Here is an 18,711-nt window from a genome sequence, read left to right as displayed (position 1 = left end):
CTATGAACACTTTTACAGACAAAGAACTGATTAAAGAAATCAAAGAGCGAATCGGTAGCCTGGACGTTAGAGACAATATTGAGCGCCGTGCTTATGAAATTGCGCTGGCATCGCTGGGAGCAGAGCCTGTGGCATATCAGTATCGCCAGTGGGATGCAGAAAATGATGAATGGGGGGAATGGGAAGATTGCGGGGAATGTGCTTTCGAATGGTTTGCCGAGGGAGAGAAACGCCTTGGGGAAGGCGTTCAGACCCGTAAGCTATACGCCGCGCCGCCATGCTAAACAAGGAGATGAACAATGGATAATCGATATGAAATAGCAGAACAAAATGGCATGAGCCTAGAGTTCGCTGACTGGTTCTTTGATAACAAAAAAGATGGCTGTGGAAACACCTGGTTCGTGATGATGGCTGCCATGTGGGAAGGCTGGAAAGGCCGGGCAGAACCGCCAGTGCCGGATAAAATCGCGCAAGCAATTGAAAATCTCAAGCAGAAGTTAGTGGAATGCAATCGCTATAACTACTGCGCAGATGCAGTTAAAGGTGTTGAGGATGCCAGCCGCGTCTTGGCATTCCAAAATCAAAATATGTCAGCGCCGATAACGCCGGAGGCCATTGAAAACGCAATTGAATACATCCGCAGTATCGCTTTTCACATCGATGAAGACGATTACCACGGCAAACATATTGCGTATTTCATGCGACAAGCATTGGCTTGGCTGGAAGGGCATTCATGCAGCGCAGACAGTCAGGACAAATCCGATAATTCACCATTGCCGCGCTACCAGGTTATCGAATTAACAATGCTGGTTAAACAATTGGTCAGCCAACTGAAAAAAGCAAAACCTGATTGCAAATTACCAGATAGGGCGATGGATTATCTTTTGCGGAACGGACTGGTAAGTGTGGAGGGTGTTTTACGATGACCATTTCTACCAAAAAGCCTCTTTATGCTGAGGTTAACAATGTTCCTGATGATTATGAGTTCACTGACGAGGAACTAAACAGAATTATTGCAGGTGATATGTTCACTCCTCGTCAGGACGCAATAATGGCACGGGAGATACAGAAACTCCGCGCTGCCATGCTTAATGGTGACGAGCCTGTAAGCCAGGCTTACAAGCTGCCTCCCCTGTCATCCAACGAAGTAAACGACGCGGCATGGAAATTACACAACATGCTGACTGAACACGGCCCTCTAAATGGGCGTCAGTTCAACAATCTGAAAAGTTGCTTCTATGAGGCATTAAAGGTCGCAATGCGCAACTCTCCGGTAACTCCGGATGGTTGGGTTATGGTTCCTAAACAGGTAACGCCGGAAATCAGCAACGCGATAAACGTTGTGGGTCAACGCTGTACATGCGGAAATTGCTCTCAGCGGTTGTGGGATTTATTACTCGACGCCACACAGCAAGGAGTTAACCGTGGCTAACCTGCAACTTGCCGTTAAAGGTGAATACTTCGATGCCATCATTCGCGGAGAGAAAACGGAAGAGTATCGCCTGTGTAATGACTACTGGAATAAGCGAATTATGTTCCGGGAGTATGACCGCCTGATTATCACAAGGGGATATCCGAAGCGCGACGACTCCAGTCGCAGAATAGACGTCCCGTATGAAGGGTATGAAATAAAGACAATTACACATCCGCACTTTGGAGAGAATCCGGTAAAGGTGTACGCAATAAAGGTGAATATCAATGGCTAAATTTCAAAGAGCTATTATTTTTCTGGCTATGTTATCAGCCAGTCATTTATCCCACGCGTCAGTTATTGCCGCTGGAGCGGCGGCAACAGCAGCGACCACGGCGGCAGTAAATGCTTCTATCGCTAGCGAGCAAGCGCGGCGTACTGCAATCAATGCATCTGCCAATACCACCACGGTATCAGTAACACAAGAAAAGCCGAATATCGGCTTTGTTACTTGTGGCAAGCGATATGGTGAAATGGTTGGCTCTCTTGGTTGCGTAATGTGGCAAGACGACGACCGTGCAGAAATTCCGTGGAACTCATGGCCAGGCTACATTCTTGGTAAGAAGCTGCCCACCAGCTATGAAGTAAATGCTATTTCGTTCGACCAATATAACAGTGTTGCAACGGTCTATTTCTCTTATTAACACGGAGTAATTATGTGGCGCGGTAATAATCATGGCGGAAGCCAGATGATACTTACCGAATATACGTTCGACCACAAAACCAATAAATCACGTTCAGTATATTTGCTTCGGCACAATAGCCGCGTAAGGAATACCGTGCTGGAGCAAAATCTGACCGTTGAAATGGATAATTCGGGGATCATCAAGCCAGCAATTTCGCTTGATGATTTTCCGCGTGGTTTAAGCGAAAGAGAAGCCATGTTGAAATTAGCTGAATGGCTTCAGAGGTTAAGTATTGTTATTGAAGATAACTGGAGTCAACCATAATGAAAAACAGAAAGAAATTTGGATTACTTTTTTGTTTGTATGCTTTTGCGGTTTATTTGTTTTGTTGGCTGGTGGTGTGACATGGGGTACGGAGGCGTGTGGTTTTTGGAGCGGGTTTCCGCTTTTTGCAGCCTGGCTTATAGCTGACTTTGAGTCAGGAGGAAAGTTATGGTAACGATCGCTATGGCTACATTTAGTAAATTAGCAGTGCTTTTGACTTTATTAATCCCCTTTGTTGTAACGGCTGGAGAACAGCAACATTGCATAAAAGAGAGCGAATACCCTTTCATTGTTACTCAATGTGATGATGGGACGGTGACAGTGGTTAATGTGAGAAATGATCGCGCTACTGTGTGCCGTAAAGGCGAACCATGCAAGGAAATAGAACTATGATCAGAATCAATAAAGAGCGTATATCAGAGATTATTTCCCGAATAGAAATGTATGGTCACGGTGCTGGATATACGGCAGATGAAGTATTGGCGCTTGCTCAAATGGCTTTGGCGACTTGCAAAGATGGTAAAACAATGAAGCTGATCGACTTATTAGTGAAGGAGTTGCCTAAGTGCGGCGGATGGCCTGATGGCATGAGTTATTGTCACATACTCAGTGTCAATTTAATGGCGCCATGCGCGACTTTTGCTTTTGGCTCAGACCACAAAAAAGACCAGTTCTATGGGCGGAATTTTTGTCGTGAGATTGAGCTTCCAATTCGTGACCTTGATAGCGATGAATACCAGTCAGTTGTCTCTCGCGAACAGTACGAAGCCGCTCTCATAGCGTCGCAGAAAGTCGAGTTCAATGGTGATGAACTTGAAAGTAAGGCTTGCAAGTTAGATTTTGAGCAATGGCTGGAACAGCAACGCGGGAAAATCGATGTGGACTGTGGTTGTGTGTCTGCGGAAACATTCATGCACTGGTTGCGGGTAGCTTATGAGGCTGGCAACCATCCGGATCTTCCGGATAGTCCCCAACAAGCGCCCAGGAAAAGCGTAAAAACCACTCTGGAAAGAGGCTATCTTGAGGCCGCATTAAAGATTAAGCCGGGCCATACGCTAGGCGTCATTGATGCCATGCTGATTCATGAAATGGCTAAGGCGTTATTGCCACTGGAGGCTGATTAAATTCCGGATAAAGCTGATATCCGATCACCATGTTAAAATCCCCTTAATTCACAGAGGGGATTTTTGTATATGTTGCATAGAGTTTTATGGAAAAGCGTTATTGTCGGTGCGATGTTGGCTATGTCCGGGTGTGCGATGGTGCAATACAACGACGGTGAAAAGGTAAGCATTCAGTCAGATGGCTGGTATGGGCTGGATAGCCTGCAAAAAACCGCAGATAAAGCCTGTCAGCAATATGGAAAGTCTAAAGCCGTATATCAGCATAGCGCGAACGCTAACCCCCATCTCGCGCCCGGTACTGGCGTTCAGAACACCATATGGAAATGCGAACCATAACGCTGGTGGACTTTTTACATCTTGGGGCGAATACTGATTCCGCGCTAAGTTGTTTACTCGAAAATTTGAAAAGGGAGTTTTTATGTTTTTCATTAAGAACGAAGGTCAGGCGTTAAAGGAAACTGACTACTGGAAGTCAGAAAATGCACGAGCTGGATATGTGTATCTCTCGTGGAACGCTGGCGCAGCCAGGTTGCTTGTGCCTGACTCCGCAAAGCATTTGTTGAAAGAAATGCGCGGTGCAGAATATGTCATCATCAGCAGAGGTAGCCTGGAAGGCCGGGACGCCCTTGAGGTGCTATTCGAAGACGGTAGTGATGCTCCTTTTGTGGTCCACATGGTTTCCGAGCAAGCAGATCGCCTGCTACCTGAAGATGAACAGGGCGGGGGATTTGTCGTTACTGTATGGACTCAGGCGGGCTGTAGATACCGTTATCCCGGTAAATTCCGTATTGTTGATACCCTTCCGGATATGTCTCCCTGGGATGAACACTAATCAATAAATTAGGGCTATTTTATGTCAGACTGGAATATTGCGGCTAAAAATCAGGAAGAGCGAGACAAGGTAAACGTAGATCTTGCTGCCAGCGGCGTAGCCTACAAAGAGCGATTGAACATACCCGTCATAGCGGAACAGGTAGCCCGTGAGCAGCCGGAGAACCTGCGCACCTATTTCATGGAACGGCTACGGCACTACCGGCAGTTAAGCCTCCAGCTGCCAAAAGGGAACGATCCGGTATATCAGAAAGATGATATAGCCAAAAAATAACGCGCCACCAGGCGAGCGCAAAGCATCGCTCTATTGCACACTTCAAGCCTCTTTAATGTATACTGTATATATAAACAGTATTTAGAGGTGAAAACGCTATGGGCTTCCCTTCTCCTGCGGCGGATTACGCTGAACGCCGCATATCTCTTGATCAGCACCTAATCAGGCATCCATCAGCCACCTACTTCATGCGGGCGGCTGACAGCCATTACCGCGAAGGCATATTGCAAGGAGCGTTGCTTGTGGTCGATTCCTCACTCACTCCAGTTGATGGTTCGCTGCTTGTATGTGCTATAGAGGGGGAATATCGCGTAAAGAGATACCGGAAGCATCCGCATCAGCACCTGGAGGATTTAAGATCCGGCAAGAAGGAAGCGTTGCCGAAGGATGACGATGGATATACAGGCAGCAATGCTGTGTTTGGCGTGATCACCCACATCATCAATGATGCCCGGAGTGGGGAATTTGACGATTGCCCTGTGTTATGAAAAGAAGCCCGCCAGACCAGGCGGGCTTTTTGTTGATATCATTCAATGATTTTTTCGGCTGTCAGCCAGCTAATTTCGTGTCTGTCTTTCGGCGGTTTTAGCATGTGAGCGTATTCAGCGACATGCTCCCACGGAATTGTTTTGGCCCACTCAACGATAGCATTGTGATCTGCAGTGAAGAGTGGAATAGTGTGCGATTTCAACCATTCTAATGTCGTGACGCTATGTTTTTTGGCGTGGTGCTGCGCATGATGCCGGGCTATCACTCGTAATGGCATTGTCCATTCACTACCATCAGGCATCGAAAAGCGCATTGTCTTCGGCATATCTGATTCAAGAACAGCCTCCCTAATACCAGGGAACTCACCAAGAATCATACGACGATAGTCATCACTATTTCGCCCGCCATACCTTTCGGCAAAATGATCAAGATATTCTTGGGTAATAAATGGTGAATCCTCAGCACTCAGCTTAATGGCTTTATAGACACCACTCGGATTATCTTCAGCTAAAGCACGTCCATGATGTGAATCATAAAAAAAGCCTATTTCCTCTGGTGACGGAATTGAAGTGAGCAATATGCGTGAATCACCACTAGTCATGCTTGCCCACACAATACTGTATGCCCGATCGCTGATATGTGCGGAATCCACAATAATGAATAAAAGATGGTCGGCGTAGTGACCTGCAATGCTATCTTCATAGTTAAGGCGGTAGTTACAAAAGCACATTCCCCAAAATTCATTGAACATCAGACCGCTATCACCGACCTTAAAATACTCAATGATAAAAGGTTGTTTTTTCAGCAATGCCTCCCAACATTGCCACACATATGCAACAATTCCTCTTTTGCAAGCATTTGATTTTGGATAAACAATTACTGTCCGGGAATCAGGATACATAATCGTATAAAGGGTACTAATAACAGCAAGCACTTGCGGTCGTCCGATCCCATGCGGAGTGGTGACAGTAGCTTTTGCATTATTGGGCTGTATAGCTTCAACAATTTGTTGTTGCTGGTGGCTTAAATCAATATCAAACAATTCTTTTGCTGCCAGTACCCAATTGTCTTTATATTTCTCCACCAGCGACAGCCAGCGCGGATCTTTATAAATATTGCTCTTAGTTACCATCTGCCACTTCCTTAACTGTAACTTCTTCTTTGGCTTGTTCTGCAATCGACGCACGGCATTTCGCTCTGGCTGTAGCGATTGCTTCAGCTCGCACATCATCAGGAATCGTTGACGTGATATACAGATCCAGTTCTTCGGCGCGGAACACTGTTCGGTCCAGATATTCACGAAGCATCCAGGTAAATTCGAAATCACACGCGATAATTTCTACGCCACCTTCTGCACCATTGGGAAAATGGATAAATGCCTGTTTAGTCAAACCAATAACGCGACATGCAGTTGCCAAAACAGCGACAACCAGGTTTGCGTTTTCACACGCTACAGGCTGATTGACGCCGGAAATTACCCCGTTTAACTGGCGGTTATATGGAAGGTAGTTTGAGATGCGCTCTACGCGCCATGTGCCAGTCAGGCTGCCATTTTTAAAGATAATTGGGGTAACCGACAGCCCAAGCTCGCGGATAAGTCGTTGCGCTATAGCAGGATCATTAAACAGGTCCAATGCTACACATTCGAAAGACTGCGCAAGGGTAAACAGTTCTTCCAGAGAGTAGTCTTTGCCTCTGGCAGTGATGTAACGACGAACGCCGCTGTCTGCATCACTCCATATAGCTACGCCATGCTCTTCATTCAGCTCTTCATTAAAGCCGAGATACGTCATGATAGTGCGTTCTATCGTGTCAAACGGCAGTGACATGTCGGCGTTAACAGCCACCAGCAGGCCATTACGCAAGCGGTATTGAGTTGTTTTGGTGCTTTCCATGTCAAATCACTCCACTACAAACCAGTCACATGCCAGCAGGTCGCCGACAGAAGGTAGCCACGGAAGAAAGACACCTTGTGCATTTTTCAAAGTGAAATGCTCTCCATAAGGAGCAAGGGGCGAGCCGAAATTGATTTCAAGCTCTCCGCTTGCGGCATGTTTTATAGGGGTTAGTCTTGAAGCGCCCTGTTTGTCAGGAACCAGCCAGCAGAATTGGTTTTCGCCGTTCCACCCGCGTCGAGCAACTTTCTTGCCATCCTTCAGCCACATCAGCGCGTCAGAAAAGTCGGCTGCCTCAAGGTCGATTTCTTCTTGTTGGTTAGTGATGTCATCAGCATAAATAGATACGATCCCGGCAAGATTAATCATCATGCCTTTGTCATCGGCAATGATGACTGTTGTTTCATTTTCTGAGATGTCATCAATTCGACTAAAGCCCTCTTTAAATGTTTTTTCTGATAAATAGGACAAATATCCGTCCTCATGAACGACCAAATACCCGCCAATTTGTGGTCGGTATTTTTGTAAAAACATTAAATCAACACGAATCGTTACCCCTTTTGGTTCGGTGACCTCAATATCACCCCAGAGAGGAATTAATCCGCCAATAGGCTTGATCTTTTTGATTTTCGATGCGCGAATGGTTCCGTGGTATTTGTACTCAGGGAGCGTCTTCAAAAGCTTTTCCTTCATAGTTGTCCCTCTGCTTATAACTTTTCGTACTGAAGCGGTGAACGCTTAATTTCAAAGCGGCCTTCTGATGTGCTACCAAAGCCACCAGCACCACGTTCCGTTTCGTTGAGTTCCTCAACTTCGACAAGAGAGACTTGTTCAACACGCTCAAAAATGCCTTGCATGACCGCCATTCCTGGCTTGAGGCAAACGCCTTCACCGCCGGGATCAGTAATCAGTTTTGCCATGATTTCACCGCGATAATCGGAGTCGATAATTCCTACACAGTTAGCCAGGCGAGTATGTTTTTTGCAGCCCAATCCGGAACGCGGATAGAGTTTCAGACACCAGCCGGGCGGGATCTCCATAGCCAGCCCGGTATGCACCCACCAGCTTGAGGAAATTGCACCATTGCTATCGACGCACGGTGTTATTTCAACAGCCTCAAAATCCATCGCCGCCGATCCGGCAGTGGCATAAGCTGGAAGTTTCGCTGCCGGATGTAGGCGTTTCACTTTTACGTAAATCATTGTTTTTTTGCTCTCTGCGTGAAGGTGTAAACCCGACGTTTGATATGTGGAACGGTAGGAACAGGAAGACAGGAACTTTCAATAACTCCTTGTTCTTCCAGCGATCGCACAGCCCGCAAGAACTGCGACGTGTCGCCGCCAAACTGGCGGGCATAGGTGCTGCCGTTATGAAGTATTTGAGCTATTACCCGCGCTTTTGTCTGGCTGTCACGATATGCGAATAGCCGCACGGCCTCTTCTGGCGCAATCGCTAACTGATAGCCTTTCCCGGCGCGATGTCGAATGAATCCATGCGCCAGCAGGTTTTTGAGTTCGTTACGAGTGCGAACAGATCCGTAATCCAGGAAGTGCGGATTGATAACGACTGGCCTAAACCATTCAGTTGGTGATTTAGCCAATAGAGCTAACAGCTTCCCGGACAATTCCGGATACGAAGACGGGTAACAATTCAGAGATGGGTAATAATTTTTCACCGACGCCCCCTTGCAGGATAGCGACCTGCATTAGTCTCCGGGGCGATAAAGCCTGTAGTGGGGCGAGTGAAAGCGAGATTAATCTTCTCGACCATAGTGCGATAATTTTCCTGATAGTGGGACAGGAGTTTTTCGGCGGCAGCGATGGTTACTCTCCGGACGTAGCTTTCCGCTTCCTCCAGATTTCGCCAGTTTTTTTCGAGGGTAAACACAGGGACGGCCTCAAGTCCGGTCATGATGCCAAATACAACGACAGCATGACTGTTCTTAACACCAGCGGCGAAGGTTACGGTGTAACCATCAACCTTAAAGCGTCTTGATTCCGTGATTTGACTCTGCAAAGCACCCTCCGAAATAGGAGAGGGTACTTTACAGCAAAGATAACAATCTAAAAAGGTGTGTTAGAAATTTAATCTCATGAATCCATGAGGCGGCTATTGGCACCTGCTGTCACACCGCCACGACGAAGATAACGCATCAGTGTTTCGGGCTTCTTCCATGTACCTTCCTGCATAATTTCAACCAAAGACACCTGTTTTTCAGCCATATCTATGGCGGCACCAACACGCGCACTGTGGCCTGTCCACGTCCGGTAACGGCCTTTATTTGGGGTGGCATCACTCTTACCCAGCAGCGCCCAGGCGTCACTGAAAATCTTCTCCATCGCGGGCGCGGTTAGTGGCGTGGTGGTGATCCGCGCTTTGTTGCTCCGGTGTACTGGCGGGAAAAGTATCGCATCCGGGTGATCACGTAGTCCGGACTCGTCCAGCCAGTCATTGAGAACCGCAGTTGTCCGGAGGGAGAGCACCTTATCAAGTCCGGCGGCGGTCGTGATGGTTTTGGTGTGGGATACGTGAAGCGTTACAGTGTCACCAGTCTGTTCCAGATCGCGAACACGCACGCGGGACATTTCAGCCATACGCAACAGGGTATTGTATGCCACGAAGAGAAACGCCCGGTTGCGCAGGTCCACCAGCCGCTCGGAACGGGACAGCAACACGTCGAGCCATTTCAGATCATTCCACCGCAACGGTATAGCCTGGCCTGTGCGTTCGCCTTTTTCGGTTGCAGCTTCGCGCCGGATGCGCCGCATCGCCAGGGATACGCTTTTGTCATCAGAGAGTTGCGGCAGTCCGCATTGTGACAACAGCATATTGAGCATGGCGTAATGCTTTTCAATGGTGGTTGAAGCCAGATCCGCATCATGCAGTTGAAGCAGGTATTCGCGGGCAGCTTCCGGGGAGATCGGAAACCACGCAAGACCACGAGCGTGGCACCAACGCGCCCAGGAGTGAAAGACCAGGCGCAGATCGCGCAGTGTATTAGGTGAGTAAGCGCCCTGGTCATTAAGGAACTGCATGAAATTTTTGGCGGCTTCCTGGTACTCAGCACCAATATCACGAAGAAACATGCCAGGATTACCGGAGATAATAAGTTTACTCATGTAATCATTTCACCTCTATAAATTGGTGTCGCTACGCGAAAAAACAAAAAATGACAGGCTAGTTATCCGTGAGAATTTAAAATTTAAGCCCTTGATTCGAACCATGACTTTTTGAGTCTGTCAATACTGATCGTTTGATCATTATTATATACTAACTTTAAATAATGCCAATTATCTAAAGTTAGAAAATTAGGAATTTTTTTCCTTCCCGCGTAGATGGGCAATGCATTGCTGGCGTGGGCTTTAAGTTATGCCTGGCAGTTTTTAAGCAGAATTTTCTAAATTTGATGATAAAAAAACGCATCTTGATCCTTTACTCACCCTGTTATTCGACATAGATTTGTCATAGTAATTTTATGTTAGAAAACTAAATCGAGTAGGAATAATGAGTAAGAAGTCGATCGAGAAAGAGTACAAACGGTTCCTGCAAACCGCTGAACGGTGGAAAGAGCTGGTGGTCGCAAACTCTGTTTTCCATGATACCAGTTATGCTGGCGAGGAATTCCGCCACGTTGCACTAACGCATGACCAGAATGTACTAGAAGAAGCTGAAAAGTGCCTCGCAGAATGGAAAGCCTTTGTTGACTTGTGCCGTAATGCCGACGGCAAAGCGTCTAACATTGTTGAGTCTGTATATTCTCCGATCCCAATCATCATAGAGGACACGAATCAAAGCACGCATATTGTTGTGCAAAGCGCGACTACTACTCGCTCATTTACACGCGAAAATTTGCTCAAAAAGTATGACGCAATTATTAAGAAGAGCCTGAAAAACAAGATTTTTTCACAAATTGTTGGGGCGCTTGAAGAAGAGCGCCGCTTTTTTGCGGCGGAACCTGAAGGTGAAATTTACCGGGCGCGCAAAGAGGGATATACAGATGTCGTGCTGACAACAAACATCGAAGACAGCAATACTCTGTCACGATTCAGGGTCGGCGCACATGGCGCCTTAGTTTTCGCAAAACTTCCGGATACCACAGTACCCGTTGTTAATAATGTCGGCGAACGTCGCAGCATTACTATTTATTCTGGGGTCGAGTCGATACCTTGTGGCCTGATTGGTGATTTTAGTCTTTATCGCGTTCGCGATCTGGAGAAGCACCAACCAAGCTATGTTGCGAAGTCATACATCTTGCGGAACATCGATATCCGCAGTGAGAGCTTAAAGAACAAATCGACCAAAATGCTTGAAGAAGCCGATCCGGCTATTCGCCATATCATTGAGCGTAAAATACAAACTGCGCGCGAAGCAATGGCGAGACTGAATAAAATGGATCTGGAGTTAATAGACGTAATGATGATGTCCGGAGATGACCTTACGGGCATAAAACTGACAGATGCCCGTAAAAGATACGGTAAAACCATAGAAGAACGTTACGGGTTCACTTTCTCCCAAACACAGCGCGCCGCCAAACTCTGGTAATCACAAGCCCCGCATCGCCGGGGCTTTATATATCCAGATCCGGCATTTCTATGTCTGCAAGAACCTGGTCGCGGAAGGTAGCCATTTCCGCACCGATATCTTCATTTGCAGGCACATAGTCCACCAGCATAGTGAAGCAGTAGGTATCCCATCGGTCAGGCGATTTGATGTTTAGCTTTTGCCGCATGTGCTCTTTGCGCATCATCGCCATCTTCCCTTCTTCATTCAGTAAAAAAGGGATTTTTGACGCTTGCTCTGCCGTTTTAGGGTCACTGTCTATACGCATACGGCCTGACTTTATGGCATCACGAGCCATAATATTTGCGTAGGCACGCTGGTTAACAAAACGCTCCTTGTCTTTGTTCGAAAACATGGGTTTCCCCCACCGAATACGTACCGGATTAGCACCACGGCGCACCAACTGCGCACAGGTATCTGAACCAAAACCATCAGCGTCAACCGCGATTGTAATATTCGGGTATTTATCCGGCGTGCATTCGTTGTATATAAAGTCAGCAAAAGCCAGCGGGTCCATAGTCCCTGGCATTTCCATTATCTTAAAGTTAACAACACGCCGCTTTTCCCGGTGACCAGACACTTTACAGATATTAAGAACTGACTTGTCTCGCCCGTTACCAACGTCAGCTGTTGCCACCCATCCCCAGTTTTTCTCCAACAACACCTTGCGCCGCGCTGCGCGATCGCATTCATCACGACCAAGCAAATAGCCGTTAATCTCCCGAGGGAACTGACCAAGCACCTTAACCATGTACTCAATAGAATCGCGACCGCCATATTCCAGGAGTTTCTGCCTGATGAATTGTGGTGTGACGAACGGTGATTCTTCTGAGTTAAGAACAATTGCTGTCCAGATCCCTTTCGGGTTGTCTGGGGTTTTAGCTTGAGAATGGTGCGAATCGTAGAAATAACCACTTGGCCTTGTTGGCTGGGATAGCATCAACATTCGGTTATCTTCTTCAGTCAGAGCGCCAGTCATTACGCCGATCGCTTTATCAGATATACCTGATGCTTCATCCAGAATTAGAAGCAAATGTGCCGCGTGCTCCCCCGCCAGTGCTTCTTCGTTACCGAGTCGATAACCTTTGCAGAGAACTTCCCAGATCCCTTTGCGGGAACGTTCATAAAACATGGTGTCAGACAGGACAAAATAGGTCTGTAACCACCCGTGACGCTTAACTGCATTCGCCCAATACTGTTTAACGTATTTGAATACGCCTGTTTTAACCTGGCCTATCTTGTTAGCAACAATGATGACACGGGCATCGGGGAACAGAATCAAATAAATCAGCAACAACATAGCCGTTAACGACGATTTCCCTGTACCGTGACCAGAGGTAACAGTGGTTCTGCTCCCTTTTTGCTGTACGGACTGGATAATCTCCTGCTGCTGAGGTGAGGGAAACAATCCAAAAATATCAATAACAGCCTTGGTAAAGTTGTAGCGGTATTTGATTACCCAATCGCGCCAGCGTGGATCGCTGGTGACGCATTTAATCTTGCGCCCGCCAGCCATTAATCGTCCTCCGGAGGTTCTATCGCGATATCATCATCTCCGGCGTCATACCCTACGTCTGATGCATCATAATCACCGTAAATTTCAGCCGTTGCCGAAGGGTCAATATCTAACTCTTCGTCGTTGGCCTCGAATTCCCCAGCCTTACGCTCGCCATTGCTGTCGTAATCTCCGCACCCCAGGTCTTCAACAATGGTAGCCACATCTGCCCGGCGCTCTGCCAGCCATTGAGAATGGTTTGCCTGAAGCAATGCATACTCCCTTGCCTCTTTGTCCAGCTGTTCATCATCAACATCATTGATGTCAGAAACTGGCGGTTCGAGAAGATCGATAGCTTTTGCCGCGCGCGCCGCGAGGATAGCCGGGACACTGACACCCTGACGCTCGATGTATTCAGCAACACCGATATCGTCCAGTTCCTCGCGCTCACGCATACGTATAGCGGCGGCGATAACTCTGGCTGCGCGTGCGTCAGCGCCAATTCGATATTCAATCTCTTTGCCGCGCTGTTCGGCCTGTAGGCGTGCTAATTCGAGTTTTTCTCTGGCCTCGGCCTCTCTGAATGCTTGCTGGCGAGCACCCTGACGAAGTTTTTCATCACCCTGTCGCAGCTTTTGTTCGGACTGATATATCGCTGCCAACCTACTGATAAAATCGTTCATGTAGTAGGCCGCGTCACTGATTAGACCGAGAAGTCGCTGCCCAGGGTGCATTCCTTCTGGCTGTTCATCACCCAGGGCGTCTATCTCCGCCTGTAGGCGTTCGGCCTCCTGATCAACAATGCTTTGGTACTGAAGTGCGCGTTCTTGCGCCATTTGAATTGCTAACCGCAGGTGCTCTTCTGCGCCGTTCTTCATCATGTCGCGAGCCACACTCGTAGTGGGCAACGTGGCACGCTGCACAGCACCGCCAGGGATCATTGCTGAAGATCCCTCGGTTTTTGAGGCGCATTTATCTTCGGCGGGGATCATTTTCGCCATTTTTTCGCGCAATGATCTCCTGACAGATTCTTTTATCTCATTGTTATTATTGTCGTTATTTTTATGATCCGAAGTTTTCTTTCTCGGCATGCTCCGGAAAGAACTTCCGCTCTGTGAATTGTCAGTTTCTGTAAATTTTGTTGTTTCTGTACCCTCTTCTGGCCTTTTTTTTGCTCTTCCTGCCCGTTTTTTTTCAGGTGATTTGGTGCTTTTTTTTGTAGTCTTCACCTGCGACCGCACCTCATTTTTTTTCATATTGAGATGCTTTCTGGCGGTATTGAAGCTAAGGTCGTGTTGCTCGCAGTATTCCTTTACGGTGATCCCTTTTTCTTCACGCAACGCTATAAATTTGGCGCGGTGCTCTTCCCAATTAACCAGGCTCATAAAGCAACACCACGCTTTTTAACTGCGGCATTCCACAGCTTATTAGCCATGTCCACCAGCTCGCGCTGCTCTTGTCGCGCCAGTTCGGCAGACTTCCTGCTACAGTTTTTAACCAGCAAACTGCCGTATTCAGGGGTACGCCCGCGCACCTTGAACTGATATCCGTTCAGGCCATGCAACCAGTATTTCCGTGGGTAAACACGATCATCAAGCTCACAAATAGCTCGGCTTGACCGCACAAAATGCCGAATGATGTTGGTTACACTTACGCGTGAAACATGAAGGTGAGGATATTTTTCTTTAGCGAGAGTGGTGATTTCGGTGACTGTCAGATAGCAGTCAGCCCTAATCATGATATCCGCAATTTCTGCGCTGCTGATATGCTCCATTAATCCCCCAGGCAGGAAATGACCGAGGGGATGATAATGAGAATGTTATTTCTGTATAGACTGGCAAAAAGTTAGCTATATTAGAAAATTAATTCCATTTATCTAACATTACCAGCGAGATAAGCGAACGACGTGTTTTACCTTAGCGATCCACTTACCACGTGAGTTATTAATTACGGCCTGCGCCACCTTTAAGCTGACTTCAAAATCAGCCTTACGACCATCAGAATCCACCAGCGTTGCACCGTCTATTTCCGGCAGGCTTAAATAATCCTGTTCTACCTCTAATGGCATTGACGGCTCTCTGAATGGTGTCAATTGCCGAGCTTTCCAGATAAAGCGAACTCTCAATCCCCTATAAGCCATTACCATGTAGCCTGTTATCGTGCTCTTATGGCCTGCATCAGTACGCGCAGCATTACACGATACAATCTTACAGGTGACGATATTCCACTCCATATTGGTGGCTTCATGAATGCTTAATTTTGTAGTCTCGTACATCAGAATGCCTCCCAGTCAGTCGCGATAATATCCACGCCAGTGGCGAACCAGTCTGTCTGTGCCTGTAAATCTCCATTCATCATTACCAGGCGAGGCATAACCATCACATCGCACCCTTCCACAATATCGAATGCTTCTTCCGGCAGGAATTCGACGAGCTTTTCTTTACTGCCAATACTGCCACGGAACATCGACATATAGCTCCCTTTAGGCCATGATGCCCGGCGGGCGTCAAGCCCCTTCATCATCCAGAACACGGCGGCAGAAAAATTGATGTTCTTTTTGGCGATGAAAACATTATTGGCTTCTGTTTGCTTCAGAAACTTAATTAGCCTTGCCATCGACTCGGATAACGCTACGTATGGCTCATGATTGGCTGCGGACACGCTCACACCATGTAATCCAACACTGACTACCGTCATATCGCCGCTTTGAGCGGTTTCAATGTTGACACCTTTGCGAACTAACGAGGCATAAAGTTCCTCTCGCTTTTGTGTCCAGCGTTCCCGCTGACCGATGAAGTCACTCAATATGAGATCTGCTTCTGCATACGCGTTATCGTTCGCCGTTAACATAACGTCTCCTTTTTACACGCGCGACCATCCCTCGGTTAAACCGATAGAGATGTCGAAACTTCGTATTAATTAAGGGTTACAGCCTGAGCGGCTATATGATGAATTGAAAGGAGTTGTGGCGGTGGTGCCTCCACCTGCCAGGTCAGCCACGCCCGGCGACGACACTTATCAGAACCGCAATGAATGAAAATGGCTTCGTCACGAGCGCATAGCCGCAATTACCACAACGGAAACGGCGCTCACGCTAATTAAACGCCTTTTCCTGTTGTGCGCCGTGCTCTTCCGGCTGTCACACCGCGTCGCCAGGGTGGTGAGCCCCTTTATCCGAGAAAGAACTAAACGGTGGCTTGCACATTCCGGCTACCTGATTTGTTTGCCTAAGCGAGGGAGGGAATCCCTTTAACGTCACCAGACCGCTAACGACGCATGTGCCAGACGCCGTGTTACAACCAAATATGGTGGCCCCTACCGGATTTGAACCGATGGCCGTGCGATTATGAGTCGCCAGCTCTAACCACTGAGCTAAGGGGCCAGATTACTGTCAATTCCGCTTACGCTTTTTGCCAGAACCGCGTAAGGCTTTTGCCGCTTGCTCGACCCCATATGCAACCACCAGCAGAAATAAAAATGTCCAACCAGGGTTCTTATCGGCAAACGCCCAAAAATTCATCACTTACAGCCACCTTGCATTTCATCGGATAATTCATAGATTTTAGTGCTCAATAAGTAATCAAAGTAAAGATAAAACACAAAAGTAACGATAGTGCTTAAGGTGTCTGAAATTGCGTATTTCAGCTCAGGAAGCATGACAAAGCAGACAAATAGCGGAAGAAAAAACTTGAATATGGACAGGATATTCTTCCACAACCATCTATATCTGTAGTCTGACAACAAAAACTCCATTGCTTGAAACTTTATTAGATTGCGGTGCCTGGTGCCTCCAGGTGACGTTAACCAGTTAACAATTAACGCCGGGATGTTTGACTTAAACATTAAGGAAGATTGTTTTAACTGTTCCGCGTGCGCTTAGCCGCATTCACCGCAACGGAAAGAGCATTCTTGGTGGACCTGTAGATTGGGATATGAACCCGTTACAGGAGAATGCTCTTACCTGTTGCGTACTCCGTTTCATGGAGTTAACGGCGGACTAACCATCCGCCCCAAATTTATAATTAACCGCTTACTGATGGGTCATATTCGGTTAATTTAATCAACCGCGAATCAAGAGCTTTTCGATACTCAATCATGCTTTCGAGCTGATTTTGTAATTCCAACTGACTGTCCAAGCCGATGGCGAGAAAGTTATCTGTTCCGATAAATCTAACCAGCTTATTTATGCGCTGGCATAGTTGGGCGCGCTCGATAATCATCCGCTTGTGGTATTCTTCCAGGCCTTCAATTTTGCCCAACGGAGCTGCTATTTCATTAAATTCACGAAGTGGTATTTTGAGTTCATTGCCGAACACATCGACAACATCAATTTCAGGTACGCTTTCTTTCGAAACTTTATCGACCTGATAACTGGTGCTAACCACTAGAGAAATAACAAACTGCTCTTTCTGCATAATTACTGTTCTCGCGCTCATGGATGACAGTTTCTAAATAAATTGTGATGGTCGGCGCTGAACTCCGACACAGGGTTGTAGCAAGCCCCGCAAAGCGCGCACTACTGTAGTTGCGGCACATCAGCCTGTGCATTCACCACAATGTTGAAAACACTGGTTGTCACGCTGCAACGCAACATTTATTCATAGATTGGGATATGACCCCGTTACGCCAATGCTCTCAACGTTGTAGTGCCGGTTACGGTTCCGGCCAGGCCTCTTCCTCAACGGGGTGTTCGCCATACGGACTACCGTTTATTGGTCGTTCCTGCGGTTTATGTTGTGAAGCCAGATGCTTATCTTCTGGTTGCTTCAAAGAGCTGCACTTCATCACAACGGTAAGAGCACTCGATGCATTTAAGCCAAGCCCCATAAGGGAGAATGCCCTTACCTGTTGTGTTGGTGCCGATTAACGGGATCGAACCGCTGACCATTCGCTTACAAAGCGACTGCTCTACCAACTGAGCTAAATCGGCAATTTGGCGATGGTGAGTGGATTCGAACCACCGACCGACAGCTTAGAAGGCTGCTGCTCTATCCTACTGAGCTACACCACCATTGTGCCGGGTACGTCTCCGGCGAGGGCTTCCACCTCCGTATGCTTTTCGGCGCAACGCGCCCTGGCTGCAATTCGGTAACAGGGGATGCATAACCCTGGCTTCCAGCGTGATTAGCGCCTTCAGCATGACGGGATATACCCGTAACCAACAAACTTTCCCCTATACCATCAAGCAATGGCTGTTACGCGGGAGGGACGTAACAGGTAAGGGCGCTGACCAGAAAGACCTGACCCTTCTCATTCATCTGGTTAATCACACCAGCGCCCTTGCCTGTTATGCCTCCCCGTTCCCTAATACACAGACGGGGACACTCTGTGGTCGATTTTTTGACGGGGGACGACTCATACCCCGTGGCGTCAGGCTTATTAGGCCGCTACCATCATCAGATCATCGTTTGCATTTACTTTAATGGTCAGTTTATAAACAGCCGCAAAGTCGCTAACAATGACGAAAACCCTAAAAAAGCCCACCCGAAGATGGGCAAACACGCTACTACATCTCACACAAGAAAGAAGCCGACTGCCTGAGCTGGATTCACTTTCAAAGGCCCGCAGAAAGTAATCACAAGTCGGCTTCTTTCTTGATGCGGCACTCTCTCCGCCCGTCAC

The 18,711-nt window shown here is 47.5% G+C and carries 24 protein-coding genes, 3 tRNA genes and 3 pseudogenes; 13 read left to right on the top strand and 17 right to left on the bottom strand.

From position 1 onward, the window contains the following. Window positions 1-2: 2 nt before the first annotated feature. The 12 genes and pseudogenes from D9734_RS23635 to D9734_RS22050 form a co-directional block, all read left to right on the top strand. Window positions 3-134, top strand: a pseudogene (locus tag D9734_RS23635) (hypothetical protein); the annotation flags it as partial. Between the two features lie 165 nt (window positions 135-299). Beyond that, complete coding sequence (locus D9734_RS22100) at window positions 300-926, top strand: hypothetical protein (protein ID WP_240780559.1); 627 nt, start codon at window positions 300-302, stop codon at window positions 924-926. A 149-nt stretch (window positions 927-1,075) separates the two neighbouring features. Next, window positions 1,076-1,432: pseudogene (locus D9734_RS23630) on the top strand (hypothetical protein); the annotation flags it as partial. Then, the gene (locus tag D9734_RS22090; protein WP_130210593.1) at window positions 1,425-1,706 is read left to right on the top strand and encodes an ASCH domain-containing protein; all 282 of its coding nucleotides are present in this window, start codon (window positions 1,425-1,427) and stop codon (window positions 1,704-1,706) included. The pseudogene D9734_RS23630 and the gene D9734_RS22090, both read left to right, overlap by 8 nt. Then, window positions 1,699-2,115 carry a hypothetical protein gene (locus tag D9734_RS22085; RefSeq protein WP_130210591.1) on the top strand — a complete coding sequence of 139 codons (417 nt, stop codon included), beginning with the start codon at window positions 1,699-1,701 and terminating at the stop codon, window positions 2,113-2,115. The genes D9734_RS22090 and D9734_RS22085 overlap by 8 nt, the downstream gene beginning before the upstream one ends. A gap of 12 nt (window positions 2,116-2,127) precedes the next feature. Further along, complete coding sequence (locus D9734_RS22080; protein WP_130210589.1) at window positions 2,128-2,421, top strand: hypothetical protein; 294 nt, start codon at window positions 2,128-2,130, stop codon at window positions 2,419-2,421. 168 nt (window positions 2,422-2,589) lie between these two features. After that, window positions 2,590-2,814, top strand: a complete 225-nt coding sequence (locus D9734_RS22075) for a hypothetical protein (RefSeq protein WP_240780558.1) — start codon at window positions 2,590-2,592, stop codon at window positions 2,812-2,814. Further along, window positions 2,811-3,545 carry a hypothetical protein gene (locus D9734_RS22070; protein ID WP_130210587.1) on the top strand — a complete coding sequence of 245 codons (735 nt, stop codon included), beginning with the start codon at window positions 2,811-2,813 and terminating at the stop codon, window positions 3,543-3,545. The genes D9734_RS22075 and D9734_RS22070 overlap by 4 nt, the downstream gene beginning before the upstream one ends. A 69-nt stretch (window positions 3,546-3,614) precedes the next feature. Beyond that, complete coding sequence (locus D9734_RS22065) at window positions 3,615-3,881, top strand: hypothetical protein (RefSeq protein ID WP_223671585.1); 267 nt, start codon at window positions 3,615-3,617, stop codon at window positions 3,879-3,881. Window positions 3,882-3,963: 82 nt separating this feature from the next. Next, window positions 3,964-4,377 (top strand): hypothetical protein, encoded by a 414-nt coding sequence (locus D9734_RS22060; RefSeq protein ID WP_130210585.1) that lies wholly within the window; start codon window positions 3,964-3,966, stop codon window positions 4,375-4,377. Window positions 4,378-4,398: 21 nt separating this feature from the next. Beyond that, the gene (locus D9734_RS22055; protein ID WP_130210583.1) at window positions 4,399-4,650 is read left to right on the top strand and encodes a DNA polymerase III subunit theta; all 252 of its coding nucleotides are present in this window, start codon (window positions 4,399-4,401) and stop codon (window positions 4,648-4,650) included. 92 nt (window positions 4,651-4,742) lie between these two features. Beyond that, window positions 4,743-5,138: pseudogene (locus D9734_RS22050) on the top strand (S24 family peptidase); the annotation flags it as partial. Window positions 5,139-5,176: 38 nt separating this feature from the next. On the opposite strand, the gene D9734_RS22045 reads toward D9734_RS22050, so the two are convergent. The 7 genes from D9734_RS22045 to D9734_RS22015 form a co-directional block, all read right to left on the bottom strand. After that, a complete protein-coding gene (locus D9734_RS22045; RefSeq protein WP_130210579.1) occupies window positions 5,177-6,271 on the bottom strand; it encodes a hypothetical protein in 1,095 nt (364 codons plus the stop codon). Continuing rightward, window positions 6,261-7,034, bottom strand: coding sequence for a hypothetical protein (locus D9734_RS22040; RefSeq protein ID WP_130210577.1), 774 nt, complete (start codon window positions 7,032-7,034; stop codon window positions 6,261-6,263). Before D9734_RS22040 ends, D9734_RS22045 begins: the two co-directional genes overlap by 11 nt. A gap of 6 nt (window positions 7,035-7,040) precedes the next feature. Further along, window positions 7,041-7,727, bottom strand: coding sequence for a DUF2829 domain-containing protein (locus tag D9734_RS22035; RefSeq protein WP_130210575.1), 687 nt, complete (start codon window positions 7,725-7,727; stop codon window positions 7,041-7,043). Window positions 7,728-7,741: 14 nt separating this feature from the next. Beyond that, a complete protein-coding gene (gene dut, locus D9734_RS22030) occupies window positions 7,742-8,236 on the bottom strand; it encodes a dUTP diphosphatase (RefSeq protein WP_130210573.1) in 495 nt (164 codons plus the stop codon). Continuing rightward, a complete protein-coding gene (locus D9734_RS22025; protein WP_130210571.1) occupies window positions 8,233-8,709 on the bottom strand; it encodes a hypothetical protein in 477 nt (158 codons plus the stop codon). Before D9734_RS22025 ends, dut begins: the two co-directional genes overlap by 4 nt. Next, a complete protein-coding gene (locus D9734_RS22020; RefSeq protein ID WP_110459134.1) occupies window positions 8,706-9,050 on the bottom strand; it encodes a hypothetical protein in 345 nt (114 codons plus the stop codon). Before D9734_RS22020 ends, D9734_RS22025 begins: the two co-directional genes overlap by 4 nt. A gap of 74 nt (window positions 9,051-9,124) precedes the next feature. Beyond that, window positions 9,125-10,153, bottom strand: coding sequence for a tyrosine-type recombinase/integrase (locus tag D9734_RS22015; protein WP_130210569.1), 1,029 nt, complete (start codon window positions 10,151-10,153; stop codon window positions 9,125-9,127). A gap of 385 nt (window positions 10,154-10,538) precedes the next feature. On the opposite strand from D9734_RS22015, the gene D9734_RS22010 reads away from it, so the two are divergent. Next, on the top strand, window positions 10,539-11,576 hold the full coding sequence (locus tag D9734_RS22010; RefSeq protein ID WP_130210567.1) for a phage repressor protein: 1,038 nt from the start codon (window positions 10,539-10,541) through the stop codon (window positions 11,574-11,576). A 25-nt stretch (window positions 11,577-11,601) separates the two neighbouring features. On the opposite strand, the gene D9734_RS22005 is transcribed toward D9734_RS22010, so the two are convergent. From D9734_RS22005 to D9734_RS21960, 10 genes are all read right to left on the bottom strand, one after another. After that, window positions 11,602-13,110 (bottom strand): terminase, encoded by a 1,509-nt coding sequence (locus tag D9734_RS22005; protein ID WP_130210565.1) that lies wholly within the window; start codon window positions 13,108-13,110, stop codon window positions 11,602-11,604. Beyond that, window positions 13,110-14,474: a DNA pacase A subunit gene (locus D9734_RS22000; protein WP_240780557.1), complete on the bottom strand. Its 1,365-nt coding sequence runs from the start codon at window positions 14,472-14,474 to the stop codon at window positions 13,110-13,112. The genes D9734_RS22005 and D9734_RS22000 overlap by 1 nt, the downstream gene beginning before the upstream one ends. Next, the gene (locus D9734_RS21995) at window positions 14,471-14,863 is read right to left on the bottom strand and encodes a late promoter activating protein (protein WP_130210563.1); all 393 of its coding nucleotides are present in this window, start codon (window positions 14,861-14,863) and stop codon (window positions 14,471-14,473) included. Before D9734_RS21995 ends, D9734_RS22000 begins: the two co-directional genes overlap by 4 nt. Before the next feature lie 108 nt (window positions 14,864-14,971). Further along, window positions 14,972-15,364 carry a hypothetical protein gene (locus D9734_RS23400; RefSeq protein ID WP_199903410.1) on the bottom strand — a complete coding sequence of 131 codons (393 nt, stop codon included), beginning with the start codon at window positions 15,362-15,364 and terminating at the stop codon, window positions 14,972-14,974. Then, entirely contained in the window at window positions 15,364-15,939 is a 576-nt protein-coding gene (locus D9734_RS23395) for a hypothetical protein (protein ID WP_170929448.1), read from the bottom strand. Before D9734_RS23395 ends, D9734_RS23400 begins: the two co-directional genes overlap by 1 nt. A gap of 456 nt (window positions 15,940-16,395) precedes the next feature. Continuing rightward, window positions 16,396-16,471 (bottom strand) — tRNA-Ile (locus tag D9734_RS21980). 9 nt (window positions 16,472-16,480) lie between these two features. Next, a complete protein-coding gene (locus tag D9734_RS23765; protein WP_260733251.1) occupies window positions 16,481-16,612 on the bottom strand; it encodes a hypothetical protein in 132 nt (43 codons plus the stop codon). Window positions 16,613-17,111: 499 nt separating this feature from the next. Continuing rightward, the gene (locus tag D9734_RS21970) at window positions 17,112-17,504 is read right to left on the bottom strand and encodes a hypothetical protein (RefSeq protein WP_130210559.1); all 393 of its coding nucleotides are present in this window, start codon (window positions 17,502-17,504) and stop codon (window positions 17,112-17,114) included. Between the two features lie 439 nt (window positions 17,505-17,943). Further along, window positions 17,944-18,019 (bottom strand) — tRNA-Thr (locus D9734_RS21965). A 4-nt stretch (window positions 18,020-18,023) separates the two neighbouring features. Beyond that, a tRNA-Arg gene (locus tag D9734_RS21960) sits at window positions 18,024-18,100 on the bottom strand. Window positions 18,101-18,711 lie beyond the last annotated feature (611 nt).

It is taken from the genome of Escherichia sp. E14S1 (assembly GCF_004211995.1).
Taxonomy (GTDB): Bacteria; Pseudomonadota; Gammaproteobacteria; order Enterobacterales; family Enterobacteriaceae; genus Escherichia.
The sequence above is the reverse complement of the archived record's forward strand: the minus strand, read 5'-3'. Positions and strand labels throughout refer to the sequence as shown.

What these genes read in the sequence shown, in the direction of transcription:
- D9734_RS22010 (WP_130210567.1), top strand. Translation starts at nt 10,539, where the DNA reads ATGAGTAAGAAGTCGATCGAGAAAGAGTACAAACGGTTCCTGCAAACC.
- D9734_RS22005 (WP_130210565.1), bottom strand. Translation starts at nt 13,110, where the DNA reads ATGGCTGGCGGGCGCAAGATTAAATGCGTCACCAGCGATCCACGCTGG.
- dut (WP_130210573.1), bottom strand. Translation starts at nt 8,236, where the DNA reads ATGATTTACGTAAAAGTGAAACGCCTACATCCGGCAGCGAAACTTCCA.
- D9734_RS22000 (WP_240780557.1), bottom strand. Translation starts at nt 14,474, where the DNA reads ATGAGCCTGGTTAATTGGGAAGAGCACCGCGCCAAATTTATAGCGTTG.
- D9734_RS22070 (WP_130210587.1), top strand. Translation starts at nt 2,811, where the DNA reads ATGATCAGAATCAATAAAGAGCGTATATCAGAGATTATTTCCCGAATA.
- D9734_RS22080 (WP_130210589.1), top strand. Translation starts at nt 2,128, where the DNA reads ATGTGGCGCGGTAATAATCATGGCGGAAGCCAGATGATACTTACCGAA.
- D9734_RS22065 (WP_223671585.1), top strand. Translation starts at nt 3,615, where the DNA reads ATGTTGCATAGAGTTTTATGGAAAAGCGTTATTGTCGGTGCGATGTTG.
- D9734_RS23400 (WP_199903410.1), bottom strand. Translation starts at nt 15,364, where the DNA reads ATGTACGAGACTACAAAATTAAGCATTCATGAAGCCACCAATATGGAG.
- D9734_RS22100 (WP_240780559.1), top strand. Translation starts at nt 300, where the DNA reads ATGGATAATCGATATGAAATAGCAGAACAAAATGGCATGAGCCTAGAG.
- D9734_RS22040 (WP_130210577.1), bottom strand. Translation starts at nt 7,034, where the DNA reads ATGGAAAGCACCAAAACAACTCAATACCGCTTGCGTAATGGCCTGCTG.
- D9734_RS21970 (WP_130210559.1), bottom strand. Translation starts at nt 17,504, where the DNA reads ATGCAGAAAGAGCAGTTTGTTATTTCTCTAGTGGTTAGCACCAGTTAT.
- D9734_RS22060 (WP_130210585.1), top strand. Translation starts at nt 3,964, where the DNA reads ATGTTTTTCATTAAGAACGAAGGTCAGGCGTTAAAGGAAACTGACTAC.
- D9734_RS21995 (WP_130210563.1), bottom strand. Translation starts at nt 14,863, where the DNA reads ATGGAGCATATCAGCAGCGCAGAAATTGCGGATATCATGATTAGGGCT.
- D9734_RS22045 (WP_130210579.1), bottom strand. Translation starts at nt 6,271, where the DNA reads ATGGTAACTAAGAGCAATATTTATAAAGATCCGCGCTGGCTGTCGCTG.
- D9734_RS23395 (WP_170929448.1), bottom strand. Translation starts at nt 15,939, where the DNA reads ATGTTAACGGCGAACGATAACGCGTATGCAGAAGCAGATCTCATATTG.
- D9734_RS22075 (WP_240780558.1), top strand. Translation starts at nt 2,590, where the DNA reads ATGGTAACGATCGCTATGGCTACATTTAGTAAATTAGCAGTGCTTTTG.
- D9734_RS22055 (WP_130210583.1), top strand. Translation starts at nt 4,399, where the DNA reads ATGTCAGACTGGAATATTGCGGCTAAAAATCAGGAAGAGCGAGACAAG.
- D9734_RS22035 (WP_130210575.1), bottom strand. Translation starts at nt 7,727, where the DNA reads ATGAAGGAAAAGCTTTTGAAGACGCTCCCTGAGTACAAATACCACGGA.
- D9734_RS22015 (WP_130210569.1), bottom strand. Translation starts at nt 10,153, where the DNA reads ATGAGTAAACTTATTATCTCCGGTAATCCTGGCATGTTTCTTCGTGAT.
- D9734_RS22085 (WP_130210591.1), top strand. Translation starts at nt 1,699, where the DNA reads ATGGCTAAATTTCAAAGAGCTATTATTTTTCTGGCTATGTTATCAGCC.